The sequence below is a fragment of the Oscillibacter sp. genome, assembly GCF_031978065.1.
GTDB lineage: Bacteria > Bacillota > Clostridia > Oscillospirales > Oscillospiraceae > Oscillibacter.
On sequence record NZ_DALZCH010000067.1, the window covers coordinates 1 to 18,290 of the forward strand.

Below are 18,290 nucleotides of genomic sequence, written 5' to 3' on the forward strand. Positions count from 1 at the left end.
GTTTGTAATGAGTATAGAAAAGACTTTGTATTACTTGGGGTTGTTGCTGCCAAATCTTCTGATCTCTCTGAAAATTATGGGTTTTACCTTTTTGTTCGGTATCTTTTTCGGCGCGGCGCTTGCTGCTGCCAAATTAAGCCGACACAAGATACTGCGCCAATTAGCTTACCGATATACAAGCCTGATGCGCGGCGCCCCCACCATTATTCTGCTTTTTATTGTCTACTATGGACTTCCCGCGTTACTGCGCGCGGTTGCCGGTATGGAATTGGATGCACAAAACAAGTTACTTTATATTATTGTTACGCTTGTACTTTTCAGCTCTTCGCAGATTTCGGAGCTAATACGTGCAGCCTATGAAGCGATTCCAAAGGGGCAGATGGAGGCAGCTCTGAGTATTAGGGAAACTCAACTGACGGCGATACGCCGAATCATTCTTCCGCAGGCGGCGTTAGTGATCCTTCCCAATCTTGCAGATATGATTGTTTCGCTGATGAAGGAAGCTTCACTGGCCTTTGTCATTGGTATGGTAGATATTTTAGGACGCCTAAACCTGCTTAAGCTAAACGCATATGGTAAGAATGTTGTGGAAATGTACATTGCAGGGACACTGATATTCTGGTGTTTTTCACTGCTGACGCAGCTTGCGTGTTCGCTGCTGGAACGCAGGCTGTCGCGCCACAAGCAAGCATAGGGGGCGTAAAATGTTTTCAGTTTCTTTTCTTCTTGCGTGCCTTGCAGAGGCTGCACGAGGTATTCCATACACACTGCTGATTACAGCCGTTTCCATTGCCGTAGCACTGGTAATTGGCTACGGATTTGCCTTGATTCGGATCCACAAAATTCCGGGACTCAACTTGCTGGTGATTGTTTTTGTTTCCCTGATTCGCGGAACCCCAGTCATTGCACAGCTTTTCCTTGTATATTTTTGCCTGCCAATGGCGGTCATGACAATTTCTCCAAGCGTGAATCTTTATAACGCAAATCCACTGTTTTTTGCCTTTATCGTTTTTTCATTTAACGCGACATCCAGTATGACGGAAATTCTTCGTTCAGCACTGTCGTCTGTGGAAAAGAGACAGCTTGAAGCATCACTATCAGTAGGGATGACAAATTTTCAGGCGTATCGGCGTATTATTATTCCGCAGGCTGCGGCCACAGCGCTGCCTGCACTATGCAACCTGACCACGGGCATTTTAAAAATGACTTCGCTGGGTATGCAGATATCCGTGATGGAGATTACTGGACGCGCGAAAACGTTGGCATCAGAAAGTTATCGGTATCTGGAGGGATTTGTCGCATGTCTTATTATTTATTTGATACTGAATTTCCTTATTGAAAAATTCTTTCGTTCTGCGGAAATCCACATGAAGCGATACAAGGCGCTGCCCGTTGAATGAAGGAGGTCTATATGCTTACTAATCTTCCCGACTATGTACCTGATTTAAATAAAACCCTTCGCAGTTTAAATTCCAACTATATTTCTACTATGCTCCAACCTAATGCCGAAGCGGCACTGAACTGGATAAAAGCCACTCTTACTCCGAAAAGTCGTGTAGCCATCGGGGGTTCAAACACACTGCGCAATATCGGCGTAACAGATTATATCGAAACCGGTGATTTTCTTTATACCAACCGCTATGTCAAGCATGCTCCATTTAAATTGGACAGCAGTATCCCTCAAGAAGTCGTCGAACGCTCTTATCTGGACGCATTCACAGCAGATTTTTACCTCACAAGCACCAATGCTGTCACTGAACAAGGAGAGTTGGTTAATGTTGATGGTTTAGGAAACCGCGTGGCAGCCATTGCATACGGCCCCAAAAAGGTCATTGTAGTGGTGGGCCGCAATAAAATCGTTCCGGATATGCCGGCTGCATTTGAGCGATTGGGCCAGATTATCAGCCGCGGCGGCATGGGTGAACAGCGTGGAATTGAAACACCCTGCCGAACAGTGGGAAAATGCATTGATTGCAAGAGTGACAACCGTCCTTGCTGCACCTATTCTATTGTGCGCTACCAACGCAGGCCGCGAGGTCATGAGGCGGCACGCATTCAAGTTTTACTTATTGACGAAGATTTAGGGTTTTAGAACTTCGCAAAGCTTTTTGACAAGGAGCCTACCATGATTAAATATCATCCAGATGATCAGATGCCAAACTTTTCTGTTCTGACCTGCGCCGGACAAACAACGCTTTCGTCGCTTGTCTCCTGTAGCCGACGGACAGCATTGCTCCTGCTGCGTTACGCGGGTTGCCGTATTTGTCAGTATGACATGCTTCAGATTTCGCATGCATATGAAAATATTCTTAAATCCGGTGGGCAGGTGCTGATTGTCTTGCAGTCGTCGCTCTCCTCTATTCAATCTCTGCAAGCGAGACAGCAATATCCCTTTACAATTATCAGCGACGAGCGGGGTTTTCTCTATCGTACGCTCGGTGTGGAAAGCGCCTTGTCGGTCGAGGAACTGGTCTCTCCTGTCGGCCAAGATAAGCTTGAACAAGCTGTGGCATGCGGAATTGTCCACGGCACTTATGAGGGGAATGAACTCCAGCTTCCGGCGGCATTTGTGCTTACTCCGAATCTTAAGATTCTGTTTGCGCATTACGGAAGCAACGCAGCGGACACACCTTCCCCATTAGAACTGGCGGCATTGATGCGTGCATAGCAGAAAACCCGCACAATGCCGAGAAAGGAATGCTCTATGATTGAAGTAAAAGAGATTCACAAGGCGTTTGGGAAAAACGAAGTGCTGAAAGGCATTGACCTTAAAGTAAAAAAGGGGGAAGTTGTTGTTGTGCTCGGTCCCAGTGGATCAGGAAAAACAACGCTGCTTCGCTGCATTAACTTTTTAGAAAAAGCTGACGGAGGCGAGTTGTCTATCAAAGATACTACTGTGCCGTTTGCCACAGCAACCAAACAGCAGATTCAGGCTGTCCGCAGACAAACAGCCATGGTTTTTCAAAATTATAATCTTTTTCAGAATAAGACGGTGCTCGAAAACGTCCTGGAGGGCCTGACGGTTGTCCGAAAAATCCCTATAACCGAAGCGCGTGAGCGCGCGTGCCACGCTTTGGATAAAGTGGGACTGAAAGAAAAATACGACGCTTTTCCATCTCAGCTTTCCGGTGGACAACAGCAGCGCGTGGGCATTGCCCGTGCGGTGGCGCTCAATCCCGAGGTTATTCTTTTTGACGAGCCTACCTCCGCGCTCGACCCGGAGTTGGTCGGCGGCGTTCTGAATGTTATGAAAAAGGTAGCGGAAGATGGTATCACAATGATTGTTGTCACCCATGAGATGTCATTCGCCAGTGATATTGCCAATCATATTGTTTTTATGGATGGCGGTGTCATTGTTGAGGAAGGAACTCCGGATAATATATTTTTTCACCCCAAGCAAGAGCGCACCAAGCAGTTTCTTGAACGCATATTACCCAAATGGGGCTACAATATTTAATAATTTTAAGGAGCTGAACGATAGCATGAGTATTTTTGATACGGTTTTGGATCGGCGGGATACCGATAGCGCCAAATGGGGCGCGCAAAGTCCCGATATTCTGCCTCTTTGGGTCGCAGATATGGATTTTGCCGCCCCCAAGCCCGTGATAGACGCCATGGTTGAACGGCTGAAACATCCGGTGTTTGGGTATACCAGACCAGATGATTCGGTATATCAGGCCATTATTGACCATTACCGTTTGAATCATCAGACCACGGTAAAAAAAGAATGGATTGTTTTTCTTCCCAACGTAAATGTGGGTGTTAATCTTGCGTGTCGCATAGCAGACGGACAACTGATGATGACCACCCCCATATATTCGCATATCTATATGAAACTGGCGGACGAATCAAAAAAGCAGCGCACTGTGGTGCCGCTGCTCTGTGAGAATGGACATTATTCCATGGACTTTGAGACAATGGAACGAAAGGCTAATGAAGAGCACATCGGAGTATTTATCCTGTGCAATCCCCACAACCCGGTTGGCCGCATATATACACGTTCAGAATTGGAAGAATTGCTGGCCTTTGCTCAACGGCACAATATTCTTGTGGTATCGGATGAGATTCATAGTGATCTGGTGCTTTCAGGTCGCCATGTTCCCTTTTTCTCTCTGGGGGAAGCGGCGCAAGAGCGCTCTATCACACTGCACTCCCCTAGTAAAACCTATAATATTCCCGGTGTCCCCATTGGATTTGCCATTATTCCCAATGAAAAACTTCGGGCAGAGTTCGCGCATCAGTCTTATGGGCTTCTGCCAGGACTTTCCGCATTTGCATTGGCGGCGCTGAAAGCCGCCTTTACTGACTGCGAAGCCTGGCGTCAGGAGCTGATTGCTTATTTACAAGAAAATCAGAAATATCTGCGTAAGAGGGTTGCATCAATTGATGGGCTGTCGCTAAAAGCAGAAAATGAAGCCACGTATCTTGCATGGGTAGACGCCTCGGGAATTGGGGTTGAACATCCCTATCGCTTCTTATTGGAGCAGGCGCGTGTGCGCCTTGGCGATGGTGCAGAATTTTCAGACAGGCAATTTGTGCGTGTTAACGTCGGCTGCCCGCGCTCTATTGTAGAGGAGGCGTTTGATCGAATTGAAAAAGCTTTGGAGCGTATTATATGATAGCTGCTTTCCAAAGTCCTTCCGATGCAAATAATTATCCTGATTCCTTTCCCAACTTCCAGACACCAAAAATAATTATTTCACGCAGTCTTTCGAAAATTTATGTCTATCACTTTATGATTAAGTAAATATTCGAATAAAATCGCTTAATCACTCGATTATTTCTCTATTTAACTCTGGACGATAATCCACAGTATCAGTGTTGCGAAAATGACCGAAGGCCACTGGATGCCTTGCACTGACGGCCCCATTAGAACGTTCATTTTTGACTCACTCCCATTCTCCGCGCCAGCGTATATTTTTTATGAGGCATATGTTTTTGTGCATCTGCTTTAACTAATAAAAGGGCCCATCCAGCGCATAAAGCGAGGGATGGGTCCTTAATATTACTGGTGAGCTTTCACAACTCGGATTCAGAATACAGGATCAGGATTTAAATAGCTTGAATTTCTTACCCCGTTTACTCCCGTCAGCCCTTTCTCCGCGAATGAGCAGATAGAACGGCGGCATAAGAAACATCGTCAGTATGGTGGAAGCGCACAGTCCGCCAATAATGATATAGGCCATCTCCTTCATCATACTCATGCCGGAATCAGTGGAAAAAAGCATGGGCACCATCGAGAGTATTGTGGTCAACGAGGTCATTAAAATGGGCCGCAGGCGGGTGGTCCCAGCCTGAATCAAAGCTTCTTCCAACGGCATGGTTTTTCTCATTTGGTTGGTTGCGTCAACCAGCAGAATGCCGTTATTGACCACAATGCCGAAAAGCATCAGAAATCCCATAATTCCCATGATGCTCATTGGTCGCCCGGCCACAAACAGGAAACCAAACGATCCGGCCAGTGAAAACGGAATACAGAGCATAATCATGATGGAGAGTCGCGGAGAGTCAAACTGCACTGCCATCACCAAAAACACCAGGAAAATGGCGATCAGAAGCGTCTGCGACATATTGCCGATTTCATCATTACTCATTTTGTCTTGGGCACTCTGTGCCTTTGTCACTCCATCCGGGAAGTCAAGCCCTGCAACCGCCGCGTTGATTCCGTCAGCCGCTGTGTATTTTGCGGCTTCGCTGGTGGTGGCGGTCACAGTGGTGATAAACTGGCCGTCTTGCCTGGAGATGCTGGGCAGCGTAGTGGTGTATTGAATGTCGGCAATGTCCTCCAACGTCACCAGACGCCCAGACTGGGTGGCAATGGGATGCCCCATCAGCGCAGTGATGTCATTGTACCTTTCTTCCGGATATTCCAGCACCACGTCATAGGTCTTATCCCCGTAGTCCAGTGTCATTGCTGTGGAGCCGCTCAGCAAATATCGAACCTGCATGCCGACAGAGGCCTGAGAGGTTCCCGCTCTAAGGGCCTTTTGGGCGTCGATCAGCAGACGGCCCTGACTGCGGCTTTGCATAAAATCATTATCCACACGGATGATTCCCGGCACTTGCGTCATAGCATCCTGCATCATACCGGCGCCCTGCTTCAAAGCATCCAAACTGTCCGAAGCAATTGTGACATCCACGGTATTTCCGGAACTCATCATGGAGGTGGTGCTACCTGAGCCAGTAGGCGTTACTGCCACATCCATACCGGGTACGTCGCCGAAGTCGTTGAGATATTTTTCAACAGCTGCCTCGCTGGTGCGCTCGCACTCGTTCGCCGCGTAAGCGGTAAATGCGGCGGTGTTTCCTGAAATGTCCAAGGTCACATTCTTGAAATTTTCATCGCTCAGCAGAGCCCTTTCCAGCGACTGAACCTGCTGATCCATTAATTCCAGTTTCGTACCAGACCGGAAATTCACGTTAATTTGCACACTGCCATCATAGTCGCTTGGAAAAAGAACAAAATTCAACCGTGAGGCCAAAAGCAGGGAAAACAACAGAATGGCAACACTTGCAATCAGCACCCGCCCGGGATGGCGCAGCATCCCCGGTATGACCCGGCGATAAAAAGATTTGATTTTATCCAGCACCCGGTTGATGGGCAGTTCTGTTTTTTCCATCGGTTTGGCCAGAGAAAATACCAGCGGAACCACCGTAATGGCACAAATAAACGATGAGAGCATCGTCAAAGAGATTGTCCAGCTCAAAGGGCCAGCCATTTGACCAGCCATTCCGGAGGCCATAGCCAGGGGTACATAGACAACCACCGTGGTCAGAGTTGACGCAAAGATGGACACCAGCACTTCTCCAGTTCCCTTTGCCGCAGCCTCTTTGAAGTTGGCTTCATGCGACTGGGCACGCATACAACTCTCCAGAACAACGATGGAGTTGTCAACAATCATGCCGATGGCGATAATCAAAGAGGTGCCTGTCATCATGTCAAAGGCAAAACCCTTGGCATTCAGTAAAATCATGGCGAGCAAGATTGACACGGGCATAGAGCAGCCGACAATCAGACTGGCTCGGATATTGCCAAAGAATAAAAACAGCACAGCCATGGTCAGGACGACGCCCACCAGCAGATTCTGCACAACACTTGTCAGGCTGTCCATCACGTTATCCGCTTCGGAGGATACAATCTGGAAATCAATTCCCTCGGCGGAGTAAGTTCCGAGCGCATCCTTTACGCTGGAGCACACTGAAATCGTGGACGCACTGTTTTGTTTTGTAACCTTTAAAAGAACGCTGGGATTGCCGTTATAGCGACTGATGCTATCTGCCTTCTTTTCATAAAGATTGCAAAAAGTAGTCACGTCGCCCAGCTTAATCGTCTGACCAGCGGCAGTCTGAATAGGGATACTGGTAAAATCCGGCGAGGCAATCTCAATATTCCCGCCAACCGAAAGAGCGATATCCTGAGATCCTACGGTCACGTTTCCCACCGGCATATCAAAATCGGCAGCCGAAATGGCTGCGCCTATAGTGGCTACCGACAGGCCGTACTGGTCCATTTTTGTTTCATCCAGCACCACGCGCAGGTATTCTTCGTTGGACCCGGACAAATCCACCTTAGCTACGCCCGGCAAACTCTCCAGCTGGGGAACCACAGTGTTCTTCAAGGTTTCCTGCACATTCTCTCCGCCGGGAGATGTGGCGGAAATAGACATGGTAGCAGAAGTGGACATACTGATTTCCATAATTGTAGGAGCATGGCAACCGTCCGGCAGATCGCCGGAAAGATTGTCCATGGCTGCCTTTAGTTCCGAATAGGCGTCGTCCATATCCGCGCTATAATTATACTGCAATTGAACCATCGCATAGTTATCCTGCGTGGTGGATGAGACGGTATTGATGTCTGTCATTGTTTCACAGGTGTCCTCCACCTGCTCGGTGACCAGACGTTCAATACTGTCCGCATCTGCACCGGGCCATTGGACCATGACCATTTCGATGGGCATATCCATATCCGGCATATACTCAAGAGGCATACTGGTCAACGATGTGATGCCAAATAAAATAACAGAAGCGATCAGTAAAAATACCGTGGCAGGGCGATGTAAAATAAGTCGAATAAATTTCATCTTTTCATCCCCCTTTATTGCCCCGTACTGCTGTCTGCCGCCCCGGCGTTATTCAGCAATTCTGTAACAGATGTCGTCGCCGCGCGCCGGATGGGAACCCCATCTTTCAGTCCGGCGGACCAGGTGGTGATGATCTCATAGCCGCTGGAAAGGCCACCGGTAATGGTAACTTTATCAGCTGTATAGAGGCCAACCGTTACATCTGTGCGCACGGCATGATCGTCTTGCACCAAAAATACGTATGCATTGCCGTTTTCAAAATAAAGCGCATCCGTTGGGATCACAATGCCGTCTGTCTGTTCTCGGGCATCTGTTGTTAGCGTCACAGTAAGTCCGTTTGAAAGATTCAAAGCGTTGAGCAGGGATGCCTTTACCTTAAAAAGGCCAGTGGATGAATCCACCGCCAAACCTATCTCGCTGATCTCGCCTTCATAAGTACTGCCCTGATCAGTCACCGTTATACCCTGCCCCTGGGTCAGTGTCTTGGACACATTGTCGGTGACATAAAAGAAGGCCGTTTTGCTGCCGGAAGCGGAAATAACAAACGCCGGGGACGTGGGGCCGGCAATGTTATTTTCTGTAATATTGACTTCTTCCAGTACCCCGGAGATAGGCGACGTCAACGTATAATTTTCAAGCGCAATTCCACTGCTGGCCAGCGCCAGCTGACTACTGGCAAGTTGAGAATCAATTGCATCGGAAGAAATGGTGCATAGAGTTTGTCCCGCGGAAACGGAATCACCCTCCATAATCGTACAGCCGGATACAATTCCTGAACTGACAGCGCAAACCGTTTCCACATTATTAAACTGAATGGTACTCCAGTTATAGCTTGCCACACCATTTACTTCCGCCTGAGAGCTCTGCCCCGCCGTGACGTATCCGGAATTATCTAATTTAATCCGCACTTTTTGAACGTCATTATTGATATCATTCTGGACAGAGGCGGCTGAAATGGCCGTAATTGTCCCGGAACTGGTCCCCGCCAAGCCATTGATATAAATTTTGGCTGACTGACCAATGTAAAAGGTCTGTGCGGCTACCGAAACAAACCAGTAATCTGCATAAAGACTGTCATCACTCACGATTTGTGCAATTTCAGTACCGGTGCTAACACTGTCTCCATCGGTAATATAAACAGCTTGTACCCGACCCGCAGTAGTTGAGCTGGGATACCGGGTCTTGGCAATCTGCTGATAGTTTAACTGCGCCTGTTGTTGGGATATCCGCGCATTTTCAGAACCATCAAAGCGACAGAGTACCTGACCTGCCTGCACGGTGTCTCCTGCAAATACGTTTACATTGGTTACTACTCCGGAAACCTTTGGATAAACTGTAACTGATTCGTCGGCGGAAACGGTGGCCACATAACTCTCCCTTGTGGCCAGCGCTCCCACAGAAACCGTTTGTGTTTCCACGGTTATTGCAGGATCCATCACTTCTTCTGTTGCAGCTGCGCCGCAGCCGGTCAAAGTCATGGCAAACACCCCCCCACAGACGACCGACAAAATACATTGCTTCCACTTTTGATTCATAATTTTCCTCCTTGCCCGTTAGGGCAGCATTAATGCAACGCTGCAAGTCTAACGCAGGAAGGTAAACTCAATGAAAACTTTTCAATATTTCCCATAGCAAAGTTTACATTGGGTTTACTAAATAGTATTATGCTTATGTAAAATTAGTTTGCATTTTGTGCGGATTGAAATATCATGCTATAAAATGATCGAGTCAGGAGGAATTGCCCTATGACCACAATTTTAATTGTAGAAGATGACCGGAGCACCCGTATTTTAACCTGCTCCAAGCTAAAAGGGCGATACACCGTGCTTTCAGCTTGCGATGGAATGGAAGCGCTGGATGTACTGGAAAGCAGACATGTGGATCTGGCAATTGTGGACGTTATGATGCCCCGCATGGACGGCTATGAGTTGGTCCGCCAGTTGCGTGCGGACGGAAATACCTTGCCTGTTCTGATGCTGACCGCGCGGCAGGAATTTAATGATAAACGTCAGGGTTTTTGCTCCGGTACTGATGATTACATGACGAAACCCATCCAGTATGAGGAACTTTTTTGGCGTGTTGAAGCGCTACTCCGCCGGGCTGGGATTGCCAGCCGCCATGAGATGCAGATTGGCGAAACGATTCTGGATGAGCGCACCTATACGCTGACCCGGGAAAAAGAAAAAGTGGAGTTTCCCAAGAAAGAATTCGAATTGCTTTATAAATTGCTCTCATACCCCGGTCAAATCTTTACCAAAAATCAGTTGTTGGATGATATCTGGGGTTTTGACTCTGCCAGTGGCGAAGAAACCATTAAGACGCATATCAGCCGTTTGCGCAATAAGTGCCGGGATATACCCGAATTTCGTATCGTTACCATAAAAGGGCTGGGCTACAAGGCAGAAATTGTAAAGGACTTTTGAAACGAGGTTGAATCTCATGCTGTTACGCCTGCTATTGATACGGCAGCCCAGACATATTCAAAGGACCATATCCTTTTATGGTCCTTTGTGCATGAAGTAAAATGAAGGGACTATTTCTAAGTATGAAAAAGCGGGAAAACGGGGGATTACACAGATGGTTAGCAGTACAATCTACAATTATCGTTATTGTTTCCGTTATGTCCTTTGCCTTTCTTGAGTATATTGTAAACATCATCATGGGGTGGAATCCCCATTACGATCCCATCACATGTGTCGGTATGATCGTGCCTATGGCAGCACTGATGGCGATGCTGTCCGCTATGTTTAACCGACGAATTCAGCGCTACATCTCCGGCTTGACAAACGGCTTGTCTAAAGTTGCAAATGGGGATTTTAGTGTAAACCTAGATGAGACCAGCGGTGGTCCTCTGCAGGATGCATATCGAAATTTTAATATTATGACAAAAGAACTTGGTAGTGTGCAGGAGCTGCGAAGCGATTTTATCAATAATTTTTCCCACGAGTTTAAGACTCCCATCACGGCCATCAAAGGCTTTGCGGAATTACTACTGGATGAGTTCCCTTCCGACGTTGATATATACAGTCAGGAGTATGTGCGGATTATTGAGGAGGAGTCCACCCGGCTTGCCGATCTTTCCAACAGCACACTTCTTCTAAGCAAGCTGGAGTCTCAGCAGTTCGTTCCTGAGAAGAACCCCTATGCGTTGGATGAGCAGATTAAACGTTGTGCAATCCTGTTATCGGGAAAGTGGGAAGAAAAACACATTGATTTTTCTGCTGATCTTTCTCCTCTTACATTTACTGGTAATGAAGAACTAATGCGTCATGTCTGGCTGAATCTTTTGGACAACGCTATCAAATATACTCCGGAAGATGGAGAAATCTCTGTCACGATGACTGTAAGTCGGCAAGAAATCCTTGTATCAATCATAGATAACGGCATTGGTATGTCCCAGGAGGTTCTTGAGCACATTTTTGACAGATACTATCAAGGAGACTCCTCCCACACCGGAAAAGGTCTTGGTTTGGGGCTTCCAATCGTACATCGAATTGTAGCGCTTTGCGGCGGCTCTATTAAAGTCACCAGTACGGAAAATCAGGGTAGTATATTTCAAGTGTTGCTTCCAAGCGTTGATATTATCTGACTATATTAAATGATCCTGCTTCAATCAGCTTTCGGATGCTGCCAGTCAGCGGTCCCATTATTACAGAAGTAGAAGTGATCAATCTATTAACGGGAGTATCCGCAGAGCTTAATTAAAGGTGCCGAAGGCTGCTGCTGGATCGGTATATTCGGAACTGAAGAGCATGTAGAAGCCGCGGGATAAATTCTTCGTACCATAGCAAATGAACCGCTTTTTGCCGAATAGTCAAATGGCGTTACCCTCTTCATAAACCAACAAACTGAACTTTCAGAAAAAGAAGTAATCACCCAAGCTGCTTTCCTGCTATTTTCTTTGTTCTGTAGAGGGGCAAAGTTTCATTCAGTAATGATCCATACAACTCCTATGTTCTTTTTCTGGCGTTGAAATCTTTAAGAGTGGGCCTTAGCCTTCGTGGTTGAGCGCCAAATAGGTTCGCAATTCTTCCCAGCATGATTTTGCAGTCTGCAGGCCGTGCTGATAATATGCTTCCAGTGCATCGGGGTCTGTTTCAAATCTCTTGATTTCAGGAAATGAAGGTCGTATTACAAATGCTTTTCTTTCTTTTTCAAGACGATCCACTAATGCCCTCTGATTTTTATACATGGCCGGTCGATTTAATATCGTCTGAATTAGCTGAGGAAAATCCTTGTAAACTGTTTGATATAATTTGCGCTGATAAGGATTCATAGTCGGGCCAGAGCCTCCATTGCGAGTCAAAATAATCACATTTTTTAAAAATCCCTGCTTCATTGCGCGCTCGACGGGTATCGAGTCTGCCAATCCGCCATCCAAATATTTTTTCTCATCCAGTTCCACCATTTTGGAAAACAAAGGCACACTCGCGGAGGCTTTTCCTAATGTACTGAGCCGATGTGCATCGCGGTTCTCATAAAGATATTCCGCATTTCCGGTAGCGCTGTTTGTAACAACAAATTCCGTCTGAATACCGGAATGAAAAAACGCCTTAAAATCAAATGGAAGCTGATTGTAAGGATATTCAAAAAAAATGCGGTCCAGATTGATAATGGTTTTCGCATAAATCAGTTGCTTCACACCAAAGTACTGATTTTTTGCATCTCTTTGAATCATGCAATTTTTCGTATAACCAATCTGTTGAGCCGCATATCCCAACAGATTGCAGGCTCCCGCGGATACCCCGACTGCATAGGGGAACTTCAGCCCTTTTTCCATGAAATAATCAAGGACGCCTGCGGTAAATATTCCTCGAAGTGCTCCGCCCTCCAGAACTAAGCCGACACCTTCTGTTTTGATCTCATCTTTCTTCAGAATAAACTCTTCCTTCCTTTTTTCGATGCGGCTGATTGTCGCCAGTTATGAAACACATTTTTCTATTTTAACGAAACTTTATCTTTAACGCTGATACCCGGGGAGTTGTCTGCACTTTCCGACTTCTTTGTCGCATTGCTTATTGCCTTCTCTTTAATGTGCAGCCGTTTCAGGATTTCCTCATGGGCCGGAATATATATGTTGGGGAACGCCTTGAAAAACCGCAGTTCCTTAGGCTCCAGCTTTACACTGATATTTTGAACCCGGATAAAAAGCCCCTGTCCTTTTTCAACGACTGATGATAAAGGGGTATCCCAAAAACGGTCTGTAAGCTTAGAAAAGGTTCCGTCTGCTTTATCGCAAATTTCATTATGGAGCAGACTCAAATGGGCATTAAGTCCTTTCCAGTTTCCAATCGTCAGGATTATGTCAGTTCCCAGTAAAACCAGCAAAACGGTTGCCATCCCATTTAATAAGTTTTCGTTTAATAAGCTTGTAAGCTGTATGAGCTTTGGCTGTACAAGGAAGCGAATAAGAACAATACCGCCTCCGAAAATAACTCCCCCGTACAGGCAGATGCGCCCGTGCAGATTCAAGGGCATCTTGCTGTAATCCCACCATCTTGCGTGGAAAATCTTCTCCATAGCATAAGACGTAACGTATTCCAGAGCACAGCATAAAACTGCCGCGGTCAAAAATACGACGAAAACACTTTTGCTGTTTCTTAATACAAGCCAGGATAAAATAGTGCCTGCTCCATAAATCGGACAATATGGTCCGAGTAAAAATCCTCGGTTTATAAACCGGTGCTCTCCAAAAATCGAGCACAGCAATGATTCATAAAGCCACCCCAAAAAACTATAGAAAAAAAAGTAACAAATTACTTCACTTAAAGTCAACGGCGATGCTCCCTTCTTTTAACTGCAGCGTTTCTTGCAGCGCACAAATCTTATCCGCGACACATACAATCCAGCTTTCCAGATAATATGGAGGTACCGGAATAAGAGGAAACATATGACGGAGAATAATGTCTTTTTCTTTTGGTGTTAATTGAAAATCCTCACAAGCATTATGGACGGCTTTTTGAGGATGTGAAAAGGCATGCAGCCGATGTTCCTTGCTTTTGTCATGCCAATCATATAAAAAGTAATCATGCAGCAAAGCACCCCTGATCAGTGATTCATAATCCACAGTTACATGAAGTCTACTTGCAATACGGCAGCTCGTGTATGCTACCGCAATACTGTGCTCAAAGACGCTGATACTTCCGTGCTGCTTATATTTAGCTGTCTGCGGAAAACGGGAATTTTCACATAGCCGTTGAATTTCACTTTCAACAAACGCTTTATATTCTTCTTTCAAAATCATATATCAAAAAGTTCCTTTTTCTTTTTATTCCTCACATGTTGATTTTTCTATATATGTGTATTATAATGTTTATAAGCAGATAATCAATTGCCAATGTACCGACCGATGTAGAATAATACACACAACGTATGAAAGTGGGGCATATATGGCCCAGGACAGAAGAATTGTAAAAACGAAAGCGGCTATTCGAGAAGCTTTTTTCTCCATAATGAAGGAGAATAGCTCCGCTAAAATAACTGTTACAGAGATCGCCAATCGTGCAAATATTGACCGAAAAACCTTTTACCTTCATTATGATTCTCCAGAGGCGCTCATGGATGAATTTTATAAAGGTCTAATCCACGATTTCCTTTTAATACTTGAAAAAAGCGATTTTTTTGATCGTTCTTTTGATGTTTTGGCCTTATTCCAGTCTCTGAATGTGCTGGTTCAACGTGATATTGAGCTTTACCGACATATTGCAAATATGCCGTCCTATGCTTTTTTCTGGGAGGAAATTAAAAACATCATAAAAAGTGTAGCAATCGAAACAATGTCTGACGGTGTGGATATGCCAAAGGATGAGCTTGAACTCTATGCAGAGTTTTATGTTGCAGGTATCATCGCTTCCTATTTAATATGGCTAAGAAATGAAGTATCCCTTACGGAAGCCAAGGTTGTCAATATTTTGAGTACAGCAACATTCTATGGGTTTCAAAAATTGCTGCCGCAAAAATGACAGGTGCTCTTGATCAAAGAATTACGGCCATACGTTCGGTTCTGGACCTCTTTTCAATTAGCCGCATTATCTCTTTCTGAATCTATTTGATTTGTTTATCATGTTCAGCATATTCTGTCTGTGACAGAAATCTCAATCATGCAAATGCTGTTGTTTTTTTATTAGAAAAGATGATATGGAAGCCAGTATAAATAGGCTATTTTCTTATTATTGTGCAGAGACACGTGTTAAATCTCGGAAAGATTATATGAGCACGTCACTAAGATAACAAAAACGGCGGGTGTATTTTATCTCCAAATACACCCGTCTTAATATTCCTTATTTTTCAAGTATCCTGTTGCTCTACATAAAAAATCAGCCATAGGAATTTAATCCTATGGCTGCTTTTTGGTGGAGAATAGCGGGATCGAACCGCTGACCTCCTGACTGCCAGTCAGGCGCTCTCCCAGCTGAGCTAATCCCCCAGATAGTAGCGAATGCAAATATAAACTTTTGATTCCTTAAAGAGAACGAAAACACCATATACAAATGCTTGTGATAATCCCCGAATCCCTTGCCCTGCAACGCTGTGTAGCAACCGCAGCACTCAGAACAGTTGTCAGTATAGCAAAGAAAAACGGCTTTGTCAACAGAAAAATCCAAATTTTTTCCGAGGACCTGTTTATTTGGTTTTATCCGTTCGACACAGGACAGCCCGGACCCTTCCCTCCGAAAGGTTCCCGCCCTTCCGTGCGGTATAAATTTCCCCGGAAGCGATATACTTCTTCTTGAGGTGATGATTATGGACAACGGAATTTCCTCCGCCATGGCCTTTGGCGCGCTGCTGCGGGACAACCCGGAGGCCGCCCGTATTTACGATGCCTGCACCCCTCAGGAAAAGCAGCGGCTCCTGCTTCGGATTGAAAGCACTCCTTCGGAGAAAATGGAATCCCTTGTCTCCAGCCTGCACTTGGATCTTTAGTCCGCGGATTCATCGCATAAAACGCCTGCGGGGCCGATAAGGCCCCACAGGCGTTTTATTGATGGATAAATAGAAATTTTTACGTACTTTTTGTTAAAAACAACCATATACAATTCTTCGTATATACTAAATTTCTTCTATGAAAATGTCTCCCTCTGTCTTGTATTGTCGAATTCAAACTGCTATAATAGCCCCACTAAACTTTTCCAATAAACATTGCTAAAGCATCAGGTCCTGCGGCGCATACACGGGCTTGCGCATATCTCGATGTTGAAAGGATGGAGAACAGATTATGAAAAATGTAAAAGAGAGAGCAGCAGCCGTAAGTTCCGCCTCCTTGACTGCTTCCAAAACAGGCCGCAAAAGAGGGCTTGGTATTCAGGCAAAGCTGCTGATTGCCCTGATTCCCATGATTGCTGTGGTCATCATCGGGATTTTGGTGATTATTCAGTCCGCCGCCTCCAAAATTCTTCTGGAAAGAGGAGACTCCCTGCTGGAGGCCAACACCGACAATGTGGTCAGCATGGTCCAGACGTGGATGAGCGGCGTAACCTCCACGCTGGACGCCCAGCGCGACACGCTGGAATACATGGCTATGACGCCCGAGGATGAGCTGGCGTACCTGCGGCACATCGCCGGTACCGACGACGATTTCCCCGACGGTCTCTATTTTGCCACCACAGACGGCACCTTTCTGCACCAGAGCTTCGTTCCCGACGCCAGCTACGAACCCCGGGAAAGAGTTTGGTATCAGGAGGGCCTGAACTCCGACAGTTTTGTTTTCGGCTCTGCCTATCTGGACATTATCACAGGAATGAACGTGGTCAGCGTCTCCTCCGCCCTACACAATCAAGACGGCGGAATTCGAGGCGTGGCTGCTGCGGACATTTACTTAACCGCGCTTTCCGACATCGTGAAGCAGGTACAGCTTGAGCAGACCGGCAGCGCGTTTCTAGTGGACGCCAACACCGACATGATTATCGGACACAGGGACGACGCCCTTTCGGGTCAGGTTCTCTCCGAGCTTACCGACAATCCCCTCTACTCACAGGTGTCCCAGTGGATTACAGACGGAGTATACGGCCTTCAAACCTTTGGCTCCGGCGACGATGCAATCTCTCTGGATCTCAAGCAGGTTCCCGGCTGCAACTGGGTGGCGGTTTCTTATGTCCCCAGAGCGGAGATTTTGCAGGATCTGAATTTCCTGACCACTCTGCTTTCCACCATCGCTCTTGTATCTATTGTGATTCTCACCGCAATGATTTTTATTATGAGCCGTCTGATCGTCATTGCCCCTGTAAAGAAGCTGGACGCTGCGGCCCGCCGCATGGCCGACGGTGATTTGACCGTCAAGCTAGACCACCTCTCCGGCGACGAATTCGGCACCCTAACGGCCAACTTCGGAAAAACCGCGGAGCGTCTCCACGACTATGTGGACTATATCGACGAAATCTCCGCCGTTTTGGATGAGATCGCCGGAGGCAACCTCACCTTTACCCTAAAGCGAGCGTATCTGGGCGACTTTGCCCGCATCAAGGCGGCTCTTGAAAACATCTCCGTCTCCCTGAACCAGACCCTGTCGCAGATCAATCAGGCGTCTGATCAGGTTTCCGTGGGCGCAGACCAGCTCTCCGCCGGCGCGCAGACTCTTTCTCAGGGCGCAACGGAGCAGGCCTCCGCCGTGGAGGAGTTGTCCGCCACCATTGATGATTTGTCTCAGCAGGTTCGCGCAAATGCCTCCGCTTCCCGTAAAACAAGCAACGATGTGGACTTTGCCGCAACTCGCATCTCTGAGAGCAACGAGCGGATGCAGCAGTTGATTTCCGCCATGAGCGATATCAACGAGCGCTCCGCCCAGATCAGCCGCATCATCAAATCCATCGACGACATTGCGTTCCAGACCAACATTCTGGCCCTGAACGCCGCCGTGGAGGCTGCCCGCGCAGGCTCCGCCGGTAAGGGTTTTGCGGTGGTGGCGGACGAGGTGCGGAATCTGGCCTCCAAGTCCGCCGAGGCCGCAAAGGGAACCGCCGACCTGATTCAGGCCTCTACGGAAGCCGTCCAGCGGGGTAGCGCTCTGGCGGACGACACCGCCGCTTCTCTTCTCTCCACGGTGAAGGACATCAAGTCCGTCACACAGGCGGTGGACCAGATTGCGCAGGCTTCTGACGAACAGTCCCGCTCCATTGAGCAGGTTTCTCAGGGTGTGGAGCAGATTTCCCGCGTGGTGCAGACCAACAGTGCCACGGCGGAGGAAACCGCCGCCTCCAGCGAGGAGCTGTCCGC

Annotated in this window: 16 protein-coding genes and 1 tRNA gene; 11 read left to right on the forward strand and 6 right to left on the reverse strand. The window is 47.0% G+C overall.

The genetic code is table 11. The features are described 5' to 3' along the window. The 6 genes from RTK01_RS10795 to RTK01_RS10820 form a co-directional block, all read left to right on the forward strand. The coding region (locus RTK01_RS10795) for an amino acid ABC transporter permease (RefSeq protein ID WP_312280974.1) at positions 1-694 on the forward strand (694 nt) is incomplete at its 5' end. Between the two features lie 10 nt (positions 695-704). Beyond that, complete coding sequence (locus tag RTK01_RS10800) at positions 705-1,400, forward strand: amino acid ABC transporter permease (RefSeq protein ID WP_312280975.1); 696 nt, start codon at positions 705-707, stop codon at positions 1,398-1,400. Between the two features lie 11 nt (positions 1,401-1,411). Further along, entirely contained in the window at positions 1,412-2,092 is a 681-nt protein-coding gene (locus RTK01_RS10805) for a lactate utilization protein (protein WP_312280976.1), read from the forward strand. 33 nt (positions 2,093-2,125) lie between these two features. Then, positions 2,126-2,668, forward strand: coding sequence for a redoxin domain-containing protein (locus RTK01_RS10810; RefSeq protein ID WP_312280977.1), 543 nt, complete (start codon positions 2,126-2,128; stop codon positions 2,666-2,668). A 36-nt stretch (positions 2,669-2,704) separates the two neighbouring features. Beyond that, a complete protein-coding gene (locus tag RTK01_RS10815) occupies positions 2,705-3,457 on the forward strand; it encodes an amino acid ABC transporter ATP-binding protein (RefSeq protein ID WP_312280978.1) in 753 nt (250 codons plus the stop codon). A gap of 25 nt (positions 3,458-3,482) precedes the next feature. Further along, entirely contained in the window at positions 3,483-4,619 is a 1,137-nt protein-coding gene (locus RTK01_RS10820) for a PatB family C-S lyase (protein WP_312280979.1), read from the forward strand. Between the two features lie 426 nt (positions 4,620-5,045). Here the strand turns inward: RTK01_RS10820 and RTK01_RS10825 are convergent, their stop codons facing one another. Both RTK01_RS10825 and RTK01_RS10830 read right to left on the reverse strand, forming a co-directional pair. Next, positions 5,046-8,081, reverse strand: coding sequence for an efflux RND transporter permease subunit (locus tag RTK01_RS10825; protein ID WP_312280980.1), 3,036 nt, complete (start codon positions 8,079-8,081; stop codon positions 5,046-5,048). A 14-nt stretch (positions 8,082-8,095) separates the two neighbouring features. Continuing rightward, on the reverse strand, positions 8,096-9,616 hold the full coding sequence (locus RTK01_RS10830) for an efflux RND transporter periplasmic adaptor subunit (protein ID WP_312280981.1): 1,521 nt from the start codon (positions 9,614-9,616) through the stop codon (positions 8,096-8,098). 210 nt (positions 9,617-9,826) lie between these two features. On the opposite strand from RTK01_RS10830, the gene RTK01_RS10835 reads away from it, so the two are divergent. After that, positions 9,827-10,504: a response regulator transcription factor gene (locus tag RTK01_RS10835; protein ID WP_312280982.1), complete on the forward strand. Its 678-nt coding sequence runs from the start codon at positions 9,827-9,829 to the stop codon at positions 10,502-10,504. Between the two features lie 122 nt (positions 10,505-10,626). After that, positions 10,627-11,670, forward strand: coding sequence for a HAMP domain-containing sensor histidine kinase (locus RTK01_RS10840; protein WP_312280983.1), 1,044 nt, complete (start codon positions 10,627-10,629; stop codon positions 11,668-11,670). Between the two features lie 402 nt (positions 11,671-12,072). Here the strand turns inward: RTK01_RS10840 and RTK01_RS10845 are convergent, their stop codons facing one another. From RTK01_RS10845 to RTK01_RS10855, 3 genes are read right to left on the reverse strand one after another with little or no spacing between them, the layout of a single operon-like run. Continuing rightward, positions 12,073-13,002 carry a patatin family protein gene (locus tag RTK01_RS10845; protein WP_312280989.1) on the reverse strand — a complete coding sequence of 310 codons (930 nt, stop codon included), beginning with the start codon at positions 13,000-13,002 and terminating at the stop codon, positions 12,073-12,075. Between the two features lie 17 nt (positions 13,003-13,019). Beyond that, on the reverse strand, positions 13,020-13,856 hold the full coding sequence (locus RTK01_RS10850; RefSeq protein ID WP_312280984.1) for a putative ABC transporter permease: 837 nt from the start codon (positions 13,854-13,856) through the stop codon (positions 13,020-13,022). Continuing rightward, positions 13,843-14,325, reverse strand: a complete 483-nt coding sequence (locus RTK01_RS10855; RefSeq protein ID WP_312280985.1) for an HD domain-containing protein — start codon at positions 14,323-14,325, stop codon at positions 13,843-13,845. The genes RTK01_RS10850 and RTK01_RS10855 overlap by 14 nt, the downstream gene beginning before the upstream one ends. A 145-nt stretch (positions 14,326-14,470) precedes the next feature. Between RTK01_RS10855 and RTK01_RS10860 the strand changes: the two genes are divergently transcribed. Beyond that, positions 14,471-15,043 (forward strand): TetR/AcrR family transcriptional regulator, encoded by a 573-nt coding sequence (locus RTK01_RS10860; protein ID WP_312280986.1) that lies wholly within the window; start codon positions 14,471-14,473, stop codon positions 15,041-15,043. Positions 15,044-15,431: 388 nt separating this feature from the next. Here RTK01_RS10860 and RTK01_RS10865 read toward each other — a convergent pair. Then, a tRNA-Ala gene (locus tag RTK01_RS10865) sits at positions 15,432-15,507 on the reverse strand. 317 nt (positions 15,508-15,824) lie between these two features. On the opposite strand from RTK01_RS10865, the gene RTK01_RS10870 reads away from it, so the two are divergent. Then, positions 15,825-16,004: a hypothetical protein gene (locus RTK01_RS10870; RefSeq protein WP_312280987.1), complete on the forward strand. Its 180-nt coding sequence runs from the start codon at positions 15,825-15,827 to the stop codon at positions 16,002-16,004. Between the two features lie 292 nt (positions 16,005-16,296). Next, positions 16,297-18,290: methyl-accepting chemotaxis protein (locus RTK01_RS10875; protein ID WP_312280988.1), on the forward strand; the 1,994-nt coding region annotated here is incomplete at its 3' end.